The sequence below is a fragment of the Saccharopolyspora antiqui genome (genome assembly GCF_052246905.1).
Classification (GTDB): domain Bacteria; phylum Actinomycetota; class Actinomycetes; order Mycobacteriales; family Pseudonocardiaceae; genus Saccharopolyspora.
In genome coordinates this window covers 74,605-90,132 of record NZ_JBQQBO010000017.1, presented here as the reverse complement: position 1 = coordinate 90,132, position 15,528 = coordinate 74,605, and the positions used below count along the sequence as shown (strand labels likewise).

The window sequence follows — 15,528 nt, the reverse complement described above, 5'->3', positions numbered from 1 at the left end:
TTCCGGCCTCCGATCGAGTGCAAAATGCCGTGCGTCACTTCTCTGGCCAGGCGATTTGCACTAAGGTTCCGCGACCCGTAAAGTTAGGGACACCCAACGCGGGGTGGAGCAGCTCGGTAGCTCGCTGGGCTCATAACCCAGAGGTCGCAGGTTCGAATCCTGTCCCCGCTACGATTCCGATGTTCAAGGGCCCCAGGCTTTGCCTGGGGCCCTTTTCCCGTTTTTTATTTTTTTACGGGGGCCGAGCCCCCGTAGGCCCCCACGGTGCGGTGGTTGCGTTTTCGTTGGCTCCCTGCGTTTGGGGCGTTCCCGGCCTGGGTTGTGGACCAGCATTTTCGTTGGGGGCGTTGGGTGTTGGACCGGATAGGTGAGGGGCGCCAGGTGGGTTCGGTTGTCTGTGGTCGTGAGTGGAAATCTGGTTTGTGTCGGAACGGCCACTCTTGAGCTTCAGGTGCTGCGCAGGCCTGGGGTGGGGGCTCTAGGGCTGGGCTTTTGTTTGGTGTTGTGGTTGTGGTGGTCTTCGGTTGCTGGGCGGGGTTTGGTGGTTGGGGCGTTGCTCGGGGGTGTGGTGGCTTTTTTTGGGGGTTGGTTGTGTTTTGGCTGGTGGGGTGGGGGTTTTGGAGTTTGGGGTACCCGGTTGTTCGGTGGTTTTCGGGGGTGTGTAGGGTTCTATCTACAAGTTAAGAACGCAAACGGCGCGGGGTGGAGCAGCTCGGTAGCTCGCTGGGCTCATAACCCAGAGGTCGCAGGTTCGAATCCTGTCCCCGCTACGATTCCGATGTTCAAAGACCCCCAGGCTTTGCCTGGGGGTCTTTTCTCGTTGTTCTTATTTCTTTACGGGGGCCGAGCCCCCGTAGGCCCCCACGGTGCGGTGGTTGCGTTTTCGTTGGCTCCCTGCGTTTGGGGCGTTCCCGGCCTGGGTTTTCGACCAGCATTTTTGTTCGGGCAGCTTTGAGGGGTCGCGTGCTGGTTCGTTGGCGCTGTGTGGGGCAGTGAGTTGGGGCCTTGGTTTTGTGTGCTTGGGTTGGTCTTCCGTGTGGTTTTGGGGTTTTGGGGTTTGCATGTGGAAGGCCCAGGGGGTGCCTGGGCCTTCTTGGGGTTTGGGGTTGGGGTGGGGTTAGGAGATGCCCTCGGCCCATTGGCGGGCGCATGTCGGGGAGCACACCCTTCCTTCTCCTCGCACCACGCCTGCCGGGCGCATGGTTCGTCCGCACACCATGCACGCATCGGTTTCGCCGTCGCGCTGCATGGGTATCAACGACTTGGCCCGTTCGGTGACCTTGTTGGTCACCTTCGTCTTGCTCTCGGAGACTTTCGTCCGCAACCAACTTCGATGCACTCCCAGCACCTCCTGAACCGGCCGCTCCTCGGCCGCCAACTGGTCGGCCATGTGCAGAGTGCTCGTGACTTGACGTAGTTGGGCAGCTCCAAAACGTGATAGCACCTCATTGCGCGGTGAAGAACCCCCATCCAGGCGAACGATCGTCATGCTCGTTGCAATGCGTGCAGGCGCCAGGGGGCAGACGTGTGCACCCCGTGTCCGCTGGCACCACACCGCCAGTCATCCGGCGCTCGCGCCAATGGCGCAATCGTTCGTCCACTTGGACCAGTCCACTGCAACCACAGTGGACAGAACTGGGGACCATTGTGGACAGCAGAGCGGAGGCATGGCACCGTTGCAGATGTGACCGAGCTGAATGCGACATCCGCTGCCCTGTTGGGACTACTGCACGAAGGTCCGAAGACCGGTGGCCAGCTGGTTGCGGCCGCCACCGAGCGCTTCGGAGGTTTCTTCAGCGTGACCCGCAGCCAGGTTTACCGCGAGCTGCCCGCGCTGACCGACGCCGGCCTGTTGCGCCTCGGCAAGCAGGGCCCGCGCTCCAGCCAGCAGTACGCGATCACGGCCGCGGGCAAGCGTGCCTTCAAGTCGTGGCTGAACACCGAACCGGGACCGGACAACGTCCGCAGCCCGCTGATTCTCCGGCTGGTGTACTCCGGCGCCCTGACGCCGAAGCAGCGCACCGGGCTCGTCGAATCGGCCCGCGCGCAGTACGCGGTGAAGATGGACGAGGCGAGAAACGCCGCCAAAACCGCCACCGACCCGTACGAGAAGGCCGCCGCAGACTTCACCGTGTCTTACAACCGGGCGATCATCAAGTTGTTGGACTCGATTCCGGACTGAACCGTCGACGAGTGGCAGTAGGCCGCAGGCAACGATCTAAGAGTTCGGGCGGATTGGGCGTAGCGGGGGTGGTCGTCAGGCAAGCGGCGTCAGCCGCTTCCCACCACCCTCGCAACTCGCACCGCCGCGGGTTCTCAGAGGCCTTCTCGCGAGGACAGCCACGACGCTGCGTATCGGACATACATGAGTCGGGGATCCCGGAGACGAGAAGGCCTCTGAGGTTCCGCCACCCACACCGCCACGCAAACCAACCCGCACACTCTCCAAAAGCCACTCCCGGTCGGTGACGGGCCGTCCTCGTGGGCGGCCCGTGTCCGGTGAAGTACGCTGAGCACTGTGAATCCCGACGTCGCCGCCGCGCTAAAAGAACTGTCCAACACCCTCGAAGGCATCGAGAGCGTGATGGATCTGGATGCTCTGCGCGCGAGCATCGCGGAACTCGAAACCGAGGCCGCCAAGCCGGACCTGTGGGACGACGTCGAGCACGCGCAGCGGGTCAGCAGTCAGCTCGTGCACAAGCAAGCCGAGTTGCGCAGGGTCAGCGAGTTGCGGCAGCGCCTCGAAGACCTGGAAGTGCTCTACGAGCTCAGCGAGGACGAAGGCGACTCGGCCGGACTGGCCGAGGCCAACGACGAGCGGACGCGCCTGAAGAAGGATCTCGAAGCACTCGAAGTGCGCACCCTGCTCTCCGGCGAGTACGACAACCGCGAGGCGATGGTGACGATCCGCGCCGAGGCCGGTGGCGTCGACGCGGCCGACTTCGCCGAGATGCTGATGCGGATGTACCTGCGCTGGGCGGAGCGGCACTCCTACCAGGCCGAGGTCTACGACACCTCCTACGCCGAAGAGGCCGGTCTGAAGTCGGCCACGTTCCGGGTCAACGCCCCCTACGCCTACGGCACGCTCTCGGTCGAGCAGGGCACCCACCGGCTGGTGCGCATCTCGCCGTTCGACAACCAGGGGCGGCGGCAGACGTCCTTCGCCGGTGTCGAGGTGCTGCCGGTCGTGGAGGAGACCGATCACGTCGACATCCCGGAGAAGGACATCCGGGTCGACGTCTTCCGCTCCTCCGGGCCCGGTGGGCAGAGCGTGAACACCACCGACTCCGCCGTGCGCATCACGCACATCCCGACCGGCATCGTGGTGTCCTGTCAGAACGAGAAGTCGCAGCTGCAGAACAAGGCCGCCGCGATGCGCGTGCTGCAGTCCAAGCTGCTGGCCCGCAAGAAAGAGGAGGAGCGCGCCGAGCTGGACGCGCTCAAGGACAGCGGGTCGAGCTGGGGCAACCAGATGCGCTCCTACGTGCTGCACCCGTACCAGATGGTCAAGGACCTGCGCACCGACCACGAGGTGGGCAACCCCGACGCGGTGCTCGACGGCGACATCGACGGATTCCTGGAAGCCGGGATCCGCTGGCGCCGCCAGCAGCAGAGCGTGGCCTGACCAGTGCGGTCCGTGCGGTCCGCAGGCCCGCTGACCTGGCGGCGAAGTCCCAGGTGATCAGTGGTGCGGCCGCCGGTCCGGGTGAGGCGATGTCCCCCTAACGGTCGCAGGTAAACTCACGCCCCGTGATCCGCCTTGAGCACGTGTCCAAGACGTACAAGACGTCGACCAGGCCCGCTCTCAACGATGTCTCGGTAGGCATCGACAAGGGCGAGTTCGTGTTCCTCATCGGGCCATCGGGCTCCGGCAAGTCGACGTTCATGCGGCTGCTGCTGCGGGAGGACGTGCCCAGCCGCGGCCGGGTCTTCGTCGCCGACTGGAACGTCGCCAAACTGCCGCGGCGCCGCGTCCCGCGACTGCGCCAGCGCATCGGCTGCGTGTTCCAGGACTTCCGGCTGCTGAACAACAAGACCGTCGCGGGGAACGTCGCGTTCGCCCTGGAAGTGATCGGCAAGCCGCGCAACGACATCCGCCGCGTGGTGCCGCAGGTGCTGCAGCTCGTCGGTCTCGACGGCAAGGCCGACCGGATGCCGCACGAGCTCTCGGGTGGTGAGCAGCAGCGCGTGGCGATCGCGCGGGCCTTCGTCAACCGGCCGCTGGTGCTGCTCTGCGACGAACCGACCGGGAACCTCGACCCCGACACCAGCCAGGACATCATGCTGCTGCTGGAGCGGATCAACCGCACCGGCACCACGGTTGTCATGGCCACCCACGACCACTCCATCGTCGACTCGATGCGGCGCCGCGTCGTCGAGCTCAGCCTCGGGCGGGTCATCCGCGACGACGCCCGCGGCGTCTACGGCGTCGGCCGCTGACCCCGAACCGCGGCGGCCCCGCACCCGACTGAGGACCACACCCCCGACCAGCAGGAAAGCTGACACAAGATGCGCGCGAGCTTCGTATTCAGCGAGGTCGTCAACGGCCTACGGCGCAACGTGACGATGACCATCGCGATGATCCTGACGACCGCCATCTCGGTCGGTCTGCTCGGCGGCGGTCTCCTCGTGGTCCGGCTGATCGACAAGATGCAGGAGACCTACCAGGATCGGGTCGAGGTCGTGGTGTTCATGACCGACGACGTCAGCGCCAGCGACGACGAGTGCACCGCGCAGCCCTGCGCGAGCATCATGTCCGACCTGAAGCGCATCCCAGGCGTGGAGTCGGTGTCCTTCGAGAACCGGCAGAAGGCGTTCGAGAACTTCAACAAGGTCTTCGAGTCCCAGCCGGAGCTGCGCGACGTCGCCCGCATCGAGGCGATGCCCGCCTCGCTGCGCATCAAGCTGACCGACCAGGAGCGCTTCCCGGCGCTGCAAGCCCAGTTCAGCGGGCGGCCCGGCGTGGACAGCGTCGTCGACCAGGCCGATTACCTGAACCGGATGTTCGACGTGCTCAACGGGTTCCGGAACGCGACGTTCTCGATCGCGCTCGTGCAGGCGCTCGCGGCGCTGCTGCTGATCTCCAACACCATCCAGCTGTCGGCGTTCACCCGCCGTACCGAGACCGGCATCATGCGGTTGGTTGGCGCCACCCGCTGGTACACCCAGCTGCCGTTCCTGCTGGAAGCGGTGGTCTCCGGGCTCATCGGCGCGTTCCTGGCAATCATCGGCCTGCTGATCGCCAAGGCCGCATTCATCGACCGCGTCATGGCACCGGTGTTCGACACCGGCATCATCCCGAGCATCGAGTGGGGCGACATCGCCCTGATCTCGCCGGTGCTGCTGCTGGTCGCGGCGGCCATCTCGGCGATCACCGGATACGTCACGCTCCGGCTCTACGTCCGCCTGTAGCGGGACTACTCCTACCGCTTCTCGCGTTGTCATCGCGGTAGGAGAAAGTCGGGTGACAGGAAAGCTAGAGTTGTTCACATGGTGAGGGAACGGGGCCGCAAGGTCATCGCGCAGAACCGCAAGGCGCGGCACGACTGGGCGGTGCTGGACACCTACGAGACCGGCATCGTGCTGACCGGCACCGAGGTCAAGAGCCTGCGGCAGGGCAAGGCGCAGCTGGTCGACGGCTTCGCCACGGTCGACGACGGCGAGGTCTGGCTGCGCAACGTGCACATTCCCGAGTACACCGAGGGAACGTGGACCAACCACGAGCCGCGCCGGTCCCGCAAGCTGCTGCTGCACAAGCACGAGATCCTCCGGCTGATCGGCAAGATCAAGGAGAGCGGGCTGAGCCTGATCCCGATGGCGCTGTACTTCAGCGACGGCAAGGCCAAGGTCGAACTGGCCCTGGCCCGCGGCAAGAAGGCCCACGACAAGCGGCAGGACATCGCCAAGCGCGATGCGGATCGGGAGATGCAGCGCGCTATCGGCCGGGCGCGCAAGGGCATGCAGTAGTCGTGCCGCCGAGCAGCGACGCGGATGTCCCGGCTTGGACGGCGGAGCTGGGGCTGCCGGGCCTGGTGGACATCCACACGCACTTCCTGCCGGAGCGGGTGCTGCACAAGGTGTGGGCGTTCTTCGACGAAGCGAGCACGCACTACGGCACCGAGTGGACGATCTTCTACCGGCACGCCGAGGAAACCCGGTTGCGGCTGCTCCGCGAGCTCGGGGTGACGACCTTCGCGCCGCTGGTCTACGCCCACAAGCCGGACATGGCGGCCTGGCTGAACGAGTGGGTGCTGGATTTCGCCCGTCGCACGCCCGATGCGGTGCCCACCGCGACGATCTTTCCGGAACCGACCGTCGCGGACTACCTGGCCGAAGCGCTCGACGCCGGAGCCAGGTGCGTGAAGGTGCACGTCCAGGTCGGTGCCTTCGACCCGGGTGACCCGCTGCTGGCGCCAGCGTGGGGGCTGCTCGCGGAGGCTGGGGTGCCGGTGGTGGTGCACTGCGGCAACGGTCCCCGGCGCGGCGAGTACACCGGGCTGGACGTGTTCGAGCACGTCCTGCGGCGCAATCCGCAGCTCGTCGCAGTGCTGGCGCACGCGGGGATGCCGGACTACGCCGCCGCGCTGGACCTGGTGGACCGGTATCCGCGGGTGCACCTCGACACCACCATGGTCGGGGTCGCTTTCACCGAGCGGTTCGCGCCGCTGCCCAGCGACTGGCCCGCCAGGCTGGTCGCGCACGCCGACCGGATCGTGCTCGGGACCGACTTCCCGAACATCCCGTACGCGTACGCCGAGCAGCTCGCGGCGATCGCGAACTGGGCCGAAACCGACGACCGGCTGGGTGTCGACTTCCTGCGCGCGGTGCTGCACGACACGCCATCGCGGCTGCTCGGGCTGGGTTCTTGATCGTTTCAGGGATATGGGAATGATCGCCGGATCCTGACGCGTTATCCTGATGTACACCGGTTCGAAAGCCGAGCCGGGAGCAAGGGGGTGAACGGTTTCGACTCCGTACGTTGATCCAAGAGAAGCGTGCCGGTGCAGGCGAGAGACCACCGTGAGCGTCGCCGCAACTGAATAAGCGCCGACAAGAGTCAGCGCGAGTTCGCCCTCGCCGCCTGAGCGAGGAGCGACTCTGTCGGACCGGGATCGCCTCCGACCCGGGATCCGGCATCATTTAGGAGGCTCTTACCGCCAGGTTTGGTCGCGGGACCTGGCGGGACATCAAACAGCGACTGGGCTTGTCACACCGGCTAGTTCGCGAGACCGGTGAAGCCGAGCAGAGACACAGCGGACTGCGCACGGAGAAGTCTTGGTGAAGCGACGGAGGACCCGGGTTCGATTCCCGGCACCTCCACGAGAAGTTCGATTTTCGCGCTCTGACCAGCGCGTTTGAACGCAGAGCAACCTTCCCCGCCCAGTTTCTGGTCGGGAGGGTTGCTGCTGGTCAGGGCCTATTTCGGTGTTCTAATCCCTCAAGGTGTCGTGGCTGATGGGGCCGGTGTGACTCGCTCGCGTCGGGGCGTCACGGTCCGGTGGTTCGTGATCGGTGATGCGGTTGTCGGCGAGGTAGAGCCGACGGAAGAGGACATGATTGAGGAACCGGCGCTCGTCGTTGGTACAGCTCTCGTAGATCTGGACAGGGGTAAGGGCTGTGTCGATGTCAGTGGCGTCGACGCTGTCGGCCGTGGATAGGGCCTTGGCGAGCTGTGGTCGGCTGACGGTGGTGTAGTAGCGCTCGACGGCGCGTTCGGCGACGGCGACGTTGATGTAAGAGGCCGAGCAAGTCCCTTGTTGTCGGTTGCGGCAGAAGAAGTAGGTGTACGCGTCGCTGCGGCGGGTGACGGTGTGCTGGATGATCATCCGCTCGCTGATGCCTGCCTGGTGGCAGTGTCCGCAGTACAGGGTGCCTTTGAGGTAGTGGTGGTGCACCCGTCGTCGTTCTCCGGAGGTGGTGCGGGCATCGAGGACGGCCTGGACGCGGTCGAATAGGTACTGGTCGATGATCGGTTCGTGTCGGCCAGGGAGTTCTTCGTCTCGGTAGGTGATTTAGCCGAGGTAATAGCGGTCGCGCAGCATCCGGGCAAGCTTGCTGATCGACACCTGTTGGGCTGGGTGTCAGCGGGTGGGGCAGGTGCGTAGCCCTTGGCGGTGAAGCTGTTTGGACAATTGGTCGAGGGTGAGGTTGCCGGTGGCGAACAGTTCAAACCCAGCTGGATGAGAGGTGCGCGTTCGGGGTCGACGATGATGGTGCGGACCTCGCGGCCGCCGGTCCGGTCGATGTGGTTGAGGTAGCCGAGTCGGGCGCGACCGATGGTGCCGCCGTTGCGGGCTTTGCCCCATCTTGTAGGCAATGTCGGCGCCGGATTCTCGGGACTGGTACTCGTTGAACGTGGCGAGGATGCCGTGCATCAGCTGTCCGACCGGGGTGTTGTCGACTGACTCGGTCGCCGACCCCGGCGCGATGCCGCGCTGCCGTAGGTCGGCCATGACGAGTGCGTCGTCAACGCGGTTACGTGCCAGCCGCGACAGCTTGTAGACGATCACATGACTAACGTCGCCTGAGTCACGGATTCGACCGAGCATTCGCTGGCATGAGGAACGTTTCGTGATCTCGGTGGCTGATCGTCCCAGCTCGACGTACTCGTCCGCGATCGTCAAACCGAGCTGTGCGGCCTTGCGGTGACATGCGGCGCGCTGAGCTGGGATCGAGATGCCTTCGGGGTTGTCGTCGCGTCCCACCTGCTGTACCGATGACACACGCAGATAGATCACTGCTCGAGCTACTGGACGCGGCTCTCCGAGAGAATGCTCGTAGATAGCAGGAGAAGCGGGTGTTGTTCCGTCTGGCATGGCGCATGGTGCACAGTGGCGGGCCTGCTTGATGTCGGCACTTGAGTGGTGAACTAGCACATCGAACCGTCGGTTCACATCATCAGGTGAAGGTGTGAGAGGCAGAATCTCAGAGTCCAGCCGTGTGTCGACAAAGCCTGTCCGTGACATAGGGAAGCGTATGCGCAAGTGGGGCAAGCTCAACGACAAGCAGGTTGCCGTGCTACGGAGGATTGCTGACGGTGATGACCTCGGCAGCCCGGAAGCGGTCGCACTCCGTGTCTCGGCGCGAGCGCTTGCAGCCCGTGGCCTGGTACGAGTGAGCCGATCCGATGGCTGGCACGCGATGATCACCGACGCCGGTCGCTATTACGTCGAGCACGGCCATCATCCAGAACAGTCAGTGCAGGACGGTCGCGTTGGTACGCGCGGTAACCGCGGCGACGAAGCCATCAAGAAACGTGCGATCCTCGATAACGAAGAAGCCAGCAGCAAGAGAGCCGAGGGGCGTAGGCCGCCACCTCACGCCACCGCGGCCATCTCCGCCAACCGGCGGAAGGCCGCCGAGGAATTGCTCGCGACATTGCAGCGCGACGGTGAGATGGTCATCCAGGACGCGAACCCGACCGAGCGGGATGACCTGCGCCGGGTGATCGACTTCGCGAAACGCAATCGCCTCGTACCGGCTGGCCAGCGGCTCGAGAAGAGTCAGTGGCGGACACGCGATATTCGCGTGCGGCTGGTGTCCGGTTCTCACGTCAACTCGAATCCGACGTCGGGCGCGGCTCATATCGACGTGCCGATCTCGGTAGAGGAATGGCATCCGCTGTTGGCGGCGCTCAGCCAACCCGGTGACGTTCTGGGCGTCTCGGACGAGAGCCTGCCACGTGCCATGCGGATCATGCACACGCTGCTGGTGGAGGCCGAGAAGCGTGGCTACGAAGTCGGCTGGTCGGACGACACCTCGCAAGGCGTAGAGATCCGCATCGACGGTTTCGCCCAGGCTGTCACGATCGAGGAAGAGCTCGTGAAGCAAGACATCCTGCCGGGCGCTGCGGAATTTGAGAAACCTGAACTCTACGACTGGCAACGGATCAGGCCAGAGGTCAAGAAGGTGCCCTCGGGCAAGCTCGCCATGAGCGTTTCCGGGACCTGGCGGTTCGGGGCCCAGCAACGATGGGCCGATCGCAAGCGATGGTCCCTCCAAGATCGGCTCGGTGACGTTCTGGCCGCGGTCGAAGACGTTGCGCGGGAGAAGGCCGCGCGCAAGCGCGCCGAAGAAGAAAAAGCAGCGGCTCGACAGCGGGCCTGGGAAGACGCGATGGCGTCCGCGCGGGTCGCGTTCCGGCGCGACAACCGGGTCAAAGCATTGCTGGAGCAGCTCGACGGCTGGGAACAGGGGCGACGGATCCGTGCGTTTGCTCAGGCAGCACGTCGCGCGGGCCAGGCCGACCAGGAGTGGTTCGAGTGGGCGGAAGCCTACGCCGATGAGATTGATCCGCTCGCCGGGTCAGTCGAAGCGCCGGAGGACGTCGAGCCGGAGCCCGAAGATTTGCGGCCCTATCTCGGACGGTGGAGTCCATACGGCCCTGATCGACGCTGAGTCTCGCGGTTGGCCTGGCGCAGTACCTCGACCGGTATCCCTAGATCGCGCTCCAGCTCGCGGGCGGATTTGTCGTCGCCTGTGCCACGTACTGCATCGATAGCGCGCTCGACGAGGACGCCGAGTCGTTTCACCTCAGTGCGGAGTGCATCGAGCTCGTCTTGACGCGCAATGGCTTCAGCTCCGCACCATTGGCGGATGAGGTCGCGGACTGGACGGCCGTGCTCTTCGTCGACTTCGGCGCAGATCTCGGCGCTGATGTGGCCCGAGCCGGTCATGTATCCCCAGCGGTTCTTGTGCTCGTGCTCGCGTTCCTCCTTTGTGACCTCGGATATGTAGTGGTCGGAGTACTTTTTCGCCAGCAGCTGGGCAAGCTCATGCATCACTCGCCAGGGCACGATCAGCGAGCCGTTGTTGTCGGTGAAAGCCACCGGGTCGTCGACCACCATCGTTCGGTCGATCCCGAGGTCGGCCGCCAAAGCATCGACATCCTTGACCTCTAGGGCGCCTTCGTTCTGGCCCCAGAGTTGCCGCGTGTAGTCTTGGCCGGGTAGTAGATCGAAGATCCAGCCTGCGGCGGCATTCTCCGTTGTGCTGCGTGCCTCCACTGAGGCGTCCCGCACGGCGTTCCAGCACTCTTCTCGTGCTTGCCACGCAGCGACGTCTTCCCAGAGGACCTTCAACCGGCTCGGCGGTACCCAGTCCTCGCGGCCCTCATGCTCGTCTTCGACGAAGCGCACTCGCACTCGGGCAGGGCGAGCGGAACCAAGCCGTAGGGCTTTGACACAGGTCACGGGGTCCCGCGCGCCTTTGCGGTACGCCCACTGCTGATCGGGTTCGATGGGCTCGCCGTTCGCCGCCTTCATCGTCGGCTGGTCGCCGTTGCTCTTGTCCGTTCGAGTCGCCACGCGGTGTTCCTTCCCAGCCATCCTCGTTCTGGCGATCCTTGTCGATAGCGGGGACCGTCGTCCGTCTGCTCGATGACGAGGCGAATTGTCTCAGGCTGCTTGTCGGGTGGGTACTTGTACTTCACCAGCAGCCGTTTGATCGATGACCGTAGCTTGGCCCGTACATCATCACGGACGGTCCAGTCAGTCGTTGCGTTGCGCCGCATGATCCCGGCCACGTCGCGGACGGTCTGTGCTAACACGTCCTCGCCTTGCAACTCGACTGCCTGACTTTGACGGTGTGAACACAACACCGTCAAAACCAACTGCCATTTCGTTGGTGCTGACGGCGCTCGGCCATGTGTGTGTTCGCCGTTCCCGGTTGGCGATGCTGCCGGACGTGGCGAGTCAAGGCGCGAGCACGACCTGAACCGATGCTGAGCCGCCGGCGGAGCGTGTCGGCGGAGATCAGACGTCGGTACAGGTTCCAGTGCTCGGCGTCGAGCCGGTATGCCTCCTCGTGCAGATGATCATCGTCCTCGCCGTGCGGTGGTTCTGAGACAGCATCCGGGCGGCGACGGTGGAAAGATGATGTTCATGTGTCACTGCACGTCATTTCCTTCTAGTGCTGCACATAATCGGCCACCTAATACAACTTGGAAAGGGAACCCGTGATAGACGATCACGAAGATCGAGCACGTCGTATCGCCGAGAAGGTCCTGGGCGTACCAGTTCAGCTGTTCGACCACAACATCGGGCAAAGTGTTCCCGATCTGCGCATAGACTTTTCGGGTCAACCAGCTGGGTTTATGGAGGTCGTCGCCGACGAATCGCCGCAGTGGCGAGCACTGGCTGCCTTCGTTGATCACGGAGTCAAACATTTTCCAATGGAAGGCTTGAAGTTCAATTGGTGGATATGGCCTAGCGTGAATGCTCGAATGAAAAAACTACTACCGGCCCTTCCGGGCCTACTATGCCGATTGGAAGAGGCAGGAGAAACATTCGAGCACCGGCGCGAATCTCCTTGGATCCTGCGTGCACGGGTCCGTAGGAGCCGGTTCGGGGATGAAATTGTCAAGCTGGGAATAGACGAGATTGTCGCCGGTGAAGAGGCGCATACCGTTGCTGAGGCTCGTATTTGCCTGCCGGGAGCAGGCGGTCCCGCACATTTTGACTTTGACCGAGCAGCCGAGTGGTGCGGAGAGTTTCTGCGCCATTCTCGTCGCAAGGACGTCCGCAACAAGTTGATGCTCACCGGCGCGGAACAACGACATGCCTTTGTTGTTATCACAATGAGTAGCGAGTGGGCAGTCCAGCGTGTCCTGTCTATCGACGCCCGGGGATTGCTGCCCACCCAACGGCCGGGTCTGCCCGAGGAAGTAACTCATTTATGGCTAGCTGGAAGAGATCGCTGCATAGCGTGGCTTCCCGAATGTGGCGGATGGATTGACTCGGATCCTACGGCACTTACTGAATCGCAGTGGAGTCGCCGAGAGGCTGCTGAGACGCTTAATACGCGGCGGGCAACGTGAACAAGAGCCGATCCAGTTGAGGCACGGTGTCTTGGAGAAGGCTGCTGAGGTGTCTATACCGCTCGCGCAGCACATTGACATCGGCAGCCTGCGGCAACGGCAGCGGACGCTGCGACGACGGCAGTGTTTCCTCCAGCGCGGTCAGCCGATAACGTGCGAGAGCACGTGCTGCCTCCAGCTGTGGGGGTGTCAGCTTCCCAAGACCTTCGTCCAAGCGGTTCCAGGCCGTCGCGGCCACCACCGCGTACGCCAACCAGCCTTTGTCGTCTGGCGGGTTCTCGCTGAGGGCCGCGACGATCCGCCATGCGAGAGTGACGTCTGGTTCCAGTGTCTGGGCTCGGGCAGCAGCGGTCGCCGAAAGTAGACGCTGGAACGCTGCCTGCTGCCATCGTTCGATCCGACCACCTCCGCGTGCCACACGTCGACCGCGGCGACAAACCCCGCCAAGGAAACGAGGTCACGCACTCCCGGTCCATCGCATCGGCTGCACAGCCGCTGCGGGTTTTCAAGCATCACCAGCCACCAGGGCACGTGATCTGTCAGCAGTATTGGTCGGGATCGCACCGACGAGCACCCAGGTGAATGCAACAGTCGGCCACTAGTATCGCCCACAGCCAAGCGGAGCCAGCCGAACAGAGGAGCCACGACTCGTTCCTCCTCGTCAACCCAGTCCGGCAGGGTCGGCACCGGGGGCAGCAGAAGCTCACCACCCGAGGCCGCAATGCCGTCGCGGGCTGCGTTGACAAACGCGATGTCAGCCTCACCGAGTAGGCTGCCGGGCTGTGGGGTCTCACCACCTGAGCCCCTCGCCCGATCTTTTGCTGCGCGACGAGCGGTTTCGAGGAGTTCTGCTGCGCGCACGAAGGTGGATGCCACAGTGCCGGGCAACCCAGTCTCCCGGTGCGCATTGGCGGCGAGGATGTCCCGCAGAACCGGGACAGGCAGATCCACCAGAAGTGGTTGTATCTGTTCGAGAGTTGCGTACGGCCCAAGCCGACGTGCCTTGATGTACTCCCTGCTGAGCGCGACGCGCTCCTCGGCGTCCGTCTCGGTGTCGAAGAACTTCTCGTCGTACTCCTCCGGCAATGCACGCTCGGCGTCAACGACTACGCGATCGGCGCGGCGTCGCTCAAAATCGTCGTGCCAAGCTCGCCGCTCCGCGACTTCCGCCTCCCGTTCGGCACCGATCGCCGCAGCCCGATCCGCCCACTCCTCCCACGGACAGACAATGTCGCGGGTGGCGACTTGCCGCTGTTCGCCGCGCTTAACCTGCTGAGCGTCCCACGCATGCTGCGGGGGCTTCGTGCCCGGGGCCACGACCCGAACGGTCACCTTGCCGCCGCCGTCGATGGAGACGATGCGGACGCGTGCCGCCAGGGGAGCGGCATCGTACGGCTTGTACGTCGGAAATGCGTACTCGTTCCCTACACGGAGATCAGCCTGCTTCACAATGGCTAGCGTGCCATGAACCGGTGACACTTCGTGGGCTAATGACGATCAGTTCTCCTCGTCAACCGGCGTCGGCACGGTCTAACGCTGGGGCTCGTGGTTCGGCCCAGGTCCACGGAGTGCTCGATCACCGGCGGCTGAGGTGCACCACCCTGCCGCATCGGCCGACCGGTACAAACCCATTAGGCTCACTGAGAATTCGATTTTACGTTCTGACCTGCGGTTTTGTACGCGGAGTAACCCTCTCGCTCACAACATGAGCGAGAGGGTTACTGCTGGTCAGGGGATGCTTTCGGGTTCTATTCCCCTAAGGCGTCGTGCGTGTTGGGGCTGGTGTTGTTTAGGTTCGGGCGTCGCTGGCCACGGCTCGTGACCGGTTATCTGCGCCGTCTCGCACGACGAGTGAGATCCCGCGGAAGCGGCCAGTATCTGGGAGAAGGGCTGTGCGGAAAACAGTGTTCGACGTATTCCACATAGTCTCGACAGTCGCAGCAGGTGATGTCGTCCGGTCGTGGTTTGTTGACCAGGGTCAGATGGCCGAATTTCTGTTCAAGGCCGACGTCCGCGAGCTCACCGTAGAACGTATGCGCCAGATGTGGAAGCGCAAGGGCGGCGCAGCGTGGACCGTCGGCGCGCTTCGGTACAAGTAGGTCAAGGTCGTGCGGTAGCTCCAGGGGTTCTTCTCTGAGTCGGACGACTTGATGTCCCGCGGCCATGATCATCTGGGATTTTCGCCAGTCCCTGTCTTCGCGGTCGGCGTGCCAGTAGGCGCCGTCGTACTCGATCACGATGGTCAGGCCGGATTCCAGATGAAACCCCATGTCTGCACTTTGTCCGCAGACTTTGTAAGGTTGCTCGCCTCTACTGAACACTTGCCGCAGCAGAGTGAAGAGGTCGCGTTCAACCGCTGATGTTCCGCCCCCGCTTTCTGCGATGCAGAAGGTTGGTGAGCAGTGTGCCTGATACCGACCGATTGACCGCCCGTTGAAGCGCCCCATGATCCAACACTATCGGTGGGGACCGACAGCCTCTGTCGGCCGACGAACCTGCGACCCCCAATCCAGGCGGTCCTGTGGGATTTTCTTGGGTCTTTGCGAGGTGTTCCACGTGGGGGCGCGGGCTCGCCGTGTGCCGATGCGGAGTTCTCGGAGGAGGTCGGACGCTGGTAGAGGTTCCAGTGGTCGGCGTCGAGCCGGTACGTCTCCTTGCGTGGCGGATCTTCGTCTTCTCGGTGGTGCGGCCTCGGTGGGACTGCGTCCGTA

At 63.9% G+C, this 15,528-nt stretch carries 16 protein-coding genes, 2 tRNA genes and 1 other RNA gene; 10 read left to right on the top strand and 9 right to left on the bottom strand.

Translation table 11 applies throughout. The annotated features are described in order from the left end of the window. Nucleotides 1-97 precede the first annotated feature (97 nt). Nucleotides 98-171 (top strand) — tRNA-Met (locus ACTWQN_RS25070). A 525-nt stretch (nt 172-696) separates the two neighbouring features. Next, nucleotides 697-770: transfer RNA gene (locus ACTWQN_RS25065), tRNA-Met, on the top strand. A gap of 347 nt (nt 771-1,117) precedes the next feature. Here the strand turns inward: ACTWQN_RS25065 and ACTWQN_RS25060 are convergent. Next, nucleotides 1,118-1,390, bottom strand: coding sequence for a hypothetical protein (locus tag ACTWQN_RS25060; protein ID WP_443206007.1), 273 nt, complete (start codon nt 1,388-1,390; stop codon nt 1,118-1,120). Between the two features lie 294 nt (nt 1,391-1,684). Here ACTWQN_RS25060 and ACTWQN_RS25055 point away from each other — a divergent pair, with 294 nt between their 5' ends. The 7 genes from ACTWQN_RS25055 to ssrA all read left to right on the top strand — a co-directional run bounded on the left by ACTWQN_RS25055 (nt 1,685) and on the right by ssrA (nt 7,323). After that, a complete protein-coding gene (locus ACTWQN_RS25055) occupies nt 1,685-2,182 on the top strand; it encodes a PadR family transcriptional regulator (protein WP_443206006.1) in 498 nt (165 codons plus the stop codon). A 336-nt stretch (nt 2,183-2,518) separates the two neighbouring features. After that, nucleotides 2,519-3,625 (top strand): peptide chain release factor 2, encoded by a 1,107-nt coding sequence (prfB, locus tag ACTWQN_RS25050; RefSeq protein ID WP_443206005.1) that lies wholly within the window; start codon nt 2,519-2,521, stop codon nt 3,623-3,625. Between the two features lie 125 nt (nt 3,626-3,750). Continuing rightward, nucleotides 3,751-4,440, top strand: coding sequence for a cell division ATP-binding protein FtsE (gene ftsE / locus ACTWQN_RS25045; RefSeq protein ID WP_443206004.1), 690 nt, complete (start codon nt 3,751-3,753; stop codon nt 4,438-4,440). A 69-nt stretch (nt 4,441-4,509) separates the two neighbouring features. Next, nucleotides 4,510-5,412: a permease-like cell division protein FtsX gene (gene ftsX / locus ACTWQN_RS25040; protein ID WP_443206003.1), complete on the top strand. Its 903-nt coding sequence runs from the start codon at nt 4,510-4,512 to the stop codon at nt 5,410-5,412. Nucleotides 5,413-5,490: 78 nt separating this feature from the next. After that, entirely contained in the window at nt 5,491-5,967 is a 477-nt protein-coding gene (smpB, locus tag ACTWQN_RS25035; protein ID WP_443206002.1) for an SsrA-binding protein SmpB, read from the top strand. Between the two features lie 2 nt (nt 5,968-5,969). Beyond that, entirely contained in the window at nt 5,970-6,869 is a 900-nt protein-coding gene (locus tag ACTWQN_RS25030) for an amidohydrolase family protein (RefSeq protein WP_443206001.1), read from the top strand. 83 nt (nt 6,870-6,952) lie between these two features. Further along, nucleotides 6,953-7,323, top strand: a transfer-messenger RNA (tmRNA) gene (gene ssrA, locus ACTWQN_RS25025). A gap of 107 nt (nt 7,324-7,430) precedes the next feature. Here the strand turns inward: ssrA and ACTWQN_RS25020 are convergent. Together ACTWQN_RS25020 and ACTWQN_RS25015 are read right to left on the bottom strand one after the other, a co-directional pair. After that, complete coding sequence (locus ACTWQN_RS25020; protein WP_443206000.1) at nt 7,431-7,826, bottom strand: hypothetical protein; 396 nt, start codon at nt 7,824-7,826, stop codon at nt 7,431-7,433. A 255-nt stretch (nt 7,827-8,081) separates the two neighbouring features. After that, the gene (locus tag ACTWQN_RS25015) at nt 8,082-8,738 is read right to left on the bottom strand and encodes a recombinase family protein (RefSeq protein ID WP_443205999.1); all 657 of its coding nucleotides are present in this window, start codon (nt 8,736-8,738) and stop codon (nt 8,082-8,084) included. Between the two features lie 238 nt (nt 8,739-8,976). Here ACTWQN_RS25015 and ACTWQN_RS25010 point away from each other — a divergent pair, with 238 nt between their 5' ends. Further along, nucleotides 8,977-10,398: a hypothetical protein gene (locus tag ACTWQN_RS25010; RefSeq protein WP_443205998.1), complete on the top strand. Its 1,422-nt coding sequence runs from the start codon at nt 8,977-8,979 to the stop codon at nt 10,396-10,398. On the opposite strand, the gene ACTWQN_RS25005 is transcribed toward ACTWQN_RS25010, so the two are convergent. From ACTWQN_RS25005 to ACTWQN_RS24980, 6 genes are all read right to left on the bottom strand, one after another. Next, the gene (locus tag ACTWQN_RS25005) at nt 10,356-11,306 is read right to left on the bottom strand and encodes a hypothetical protein (RefSeq protein ID WP_443205997.1); all 951 of its coding nucleotides are present in this window, start codon (nt 11,304-11,306) and stop codon (nt 10,356-10,358) included. The two genes, ACTWQN_RS25010 and ACTWQN_RS25005, sit on opposite strands and share 43 nt — an antisense overlap. Beyond that, entirely contained in the window at nt 11,261-11,599 is a 339-nt protein-coding gene (locus ACTWQN_RS25000; protein ID WP_443206092.1) for a type I restriction enzyme endonuclease domain-containing protein, read from the bottom strand. The genes ACTWQN_RS25005 and ACTWQN_RS25000 overlap by 46 nt, the downstream gene beginning before the upstream one ends. Before the next feature lie 288 nt (nt 11,600-11,887). After that, the gene (locus ACTWQN_RS24995; RefSeq protein WP_443205996.1) at nt 11,888-12,154 is read right to left on the bottom strand and encodes a hypothetical protein; all 267 of its coding nucleotides are present in this window, start codon (nt 12,152-12,154) and stop codon (nt 11,888-11,890) included. A gap of 102 nt (nt 12,155-12,256) precedes the next feature. After that, nucleotides 12,257-12,559, bottom strand: coding sequence for a hypothetical protein (locus ACTWQN_RS24990; protein WP_443205995.1), 303 nt, complete (start codon nt 12,557-12,559; stop codon nt 12,257-12,259). 447 nt (nt 12,560-13,006) lie between these two features. After that, a complete protein-coding gene (locus ACTWQN_RS24985) occupies nt 13,007-14,266 on the bottom strand; it encodes a hypothetical protein (RefSeq protein ID WP_443205994.1) in 1,260 nt (419 codons plus the stop codon). A gap of 377 nt (nt 14,267-14,643) precedes the next feature. Further along, a complete protein-coding gene (locus ACTWQN_RS24980; RefSeq protein ID WP_443205993.1) occupies nt 14,644-15,264 on the bottom strand; it encodes a putative endonuclease domain-containing protein in 621 nt (206 codons plus the stop codon). Nucleotides 15,265-15,528 lie beyond the last annotated feature (264 nt).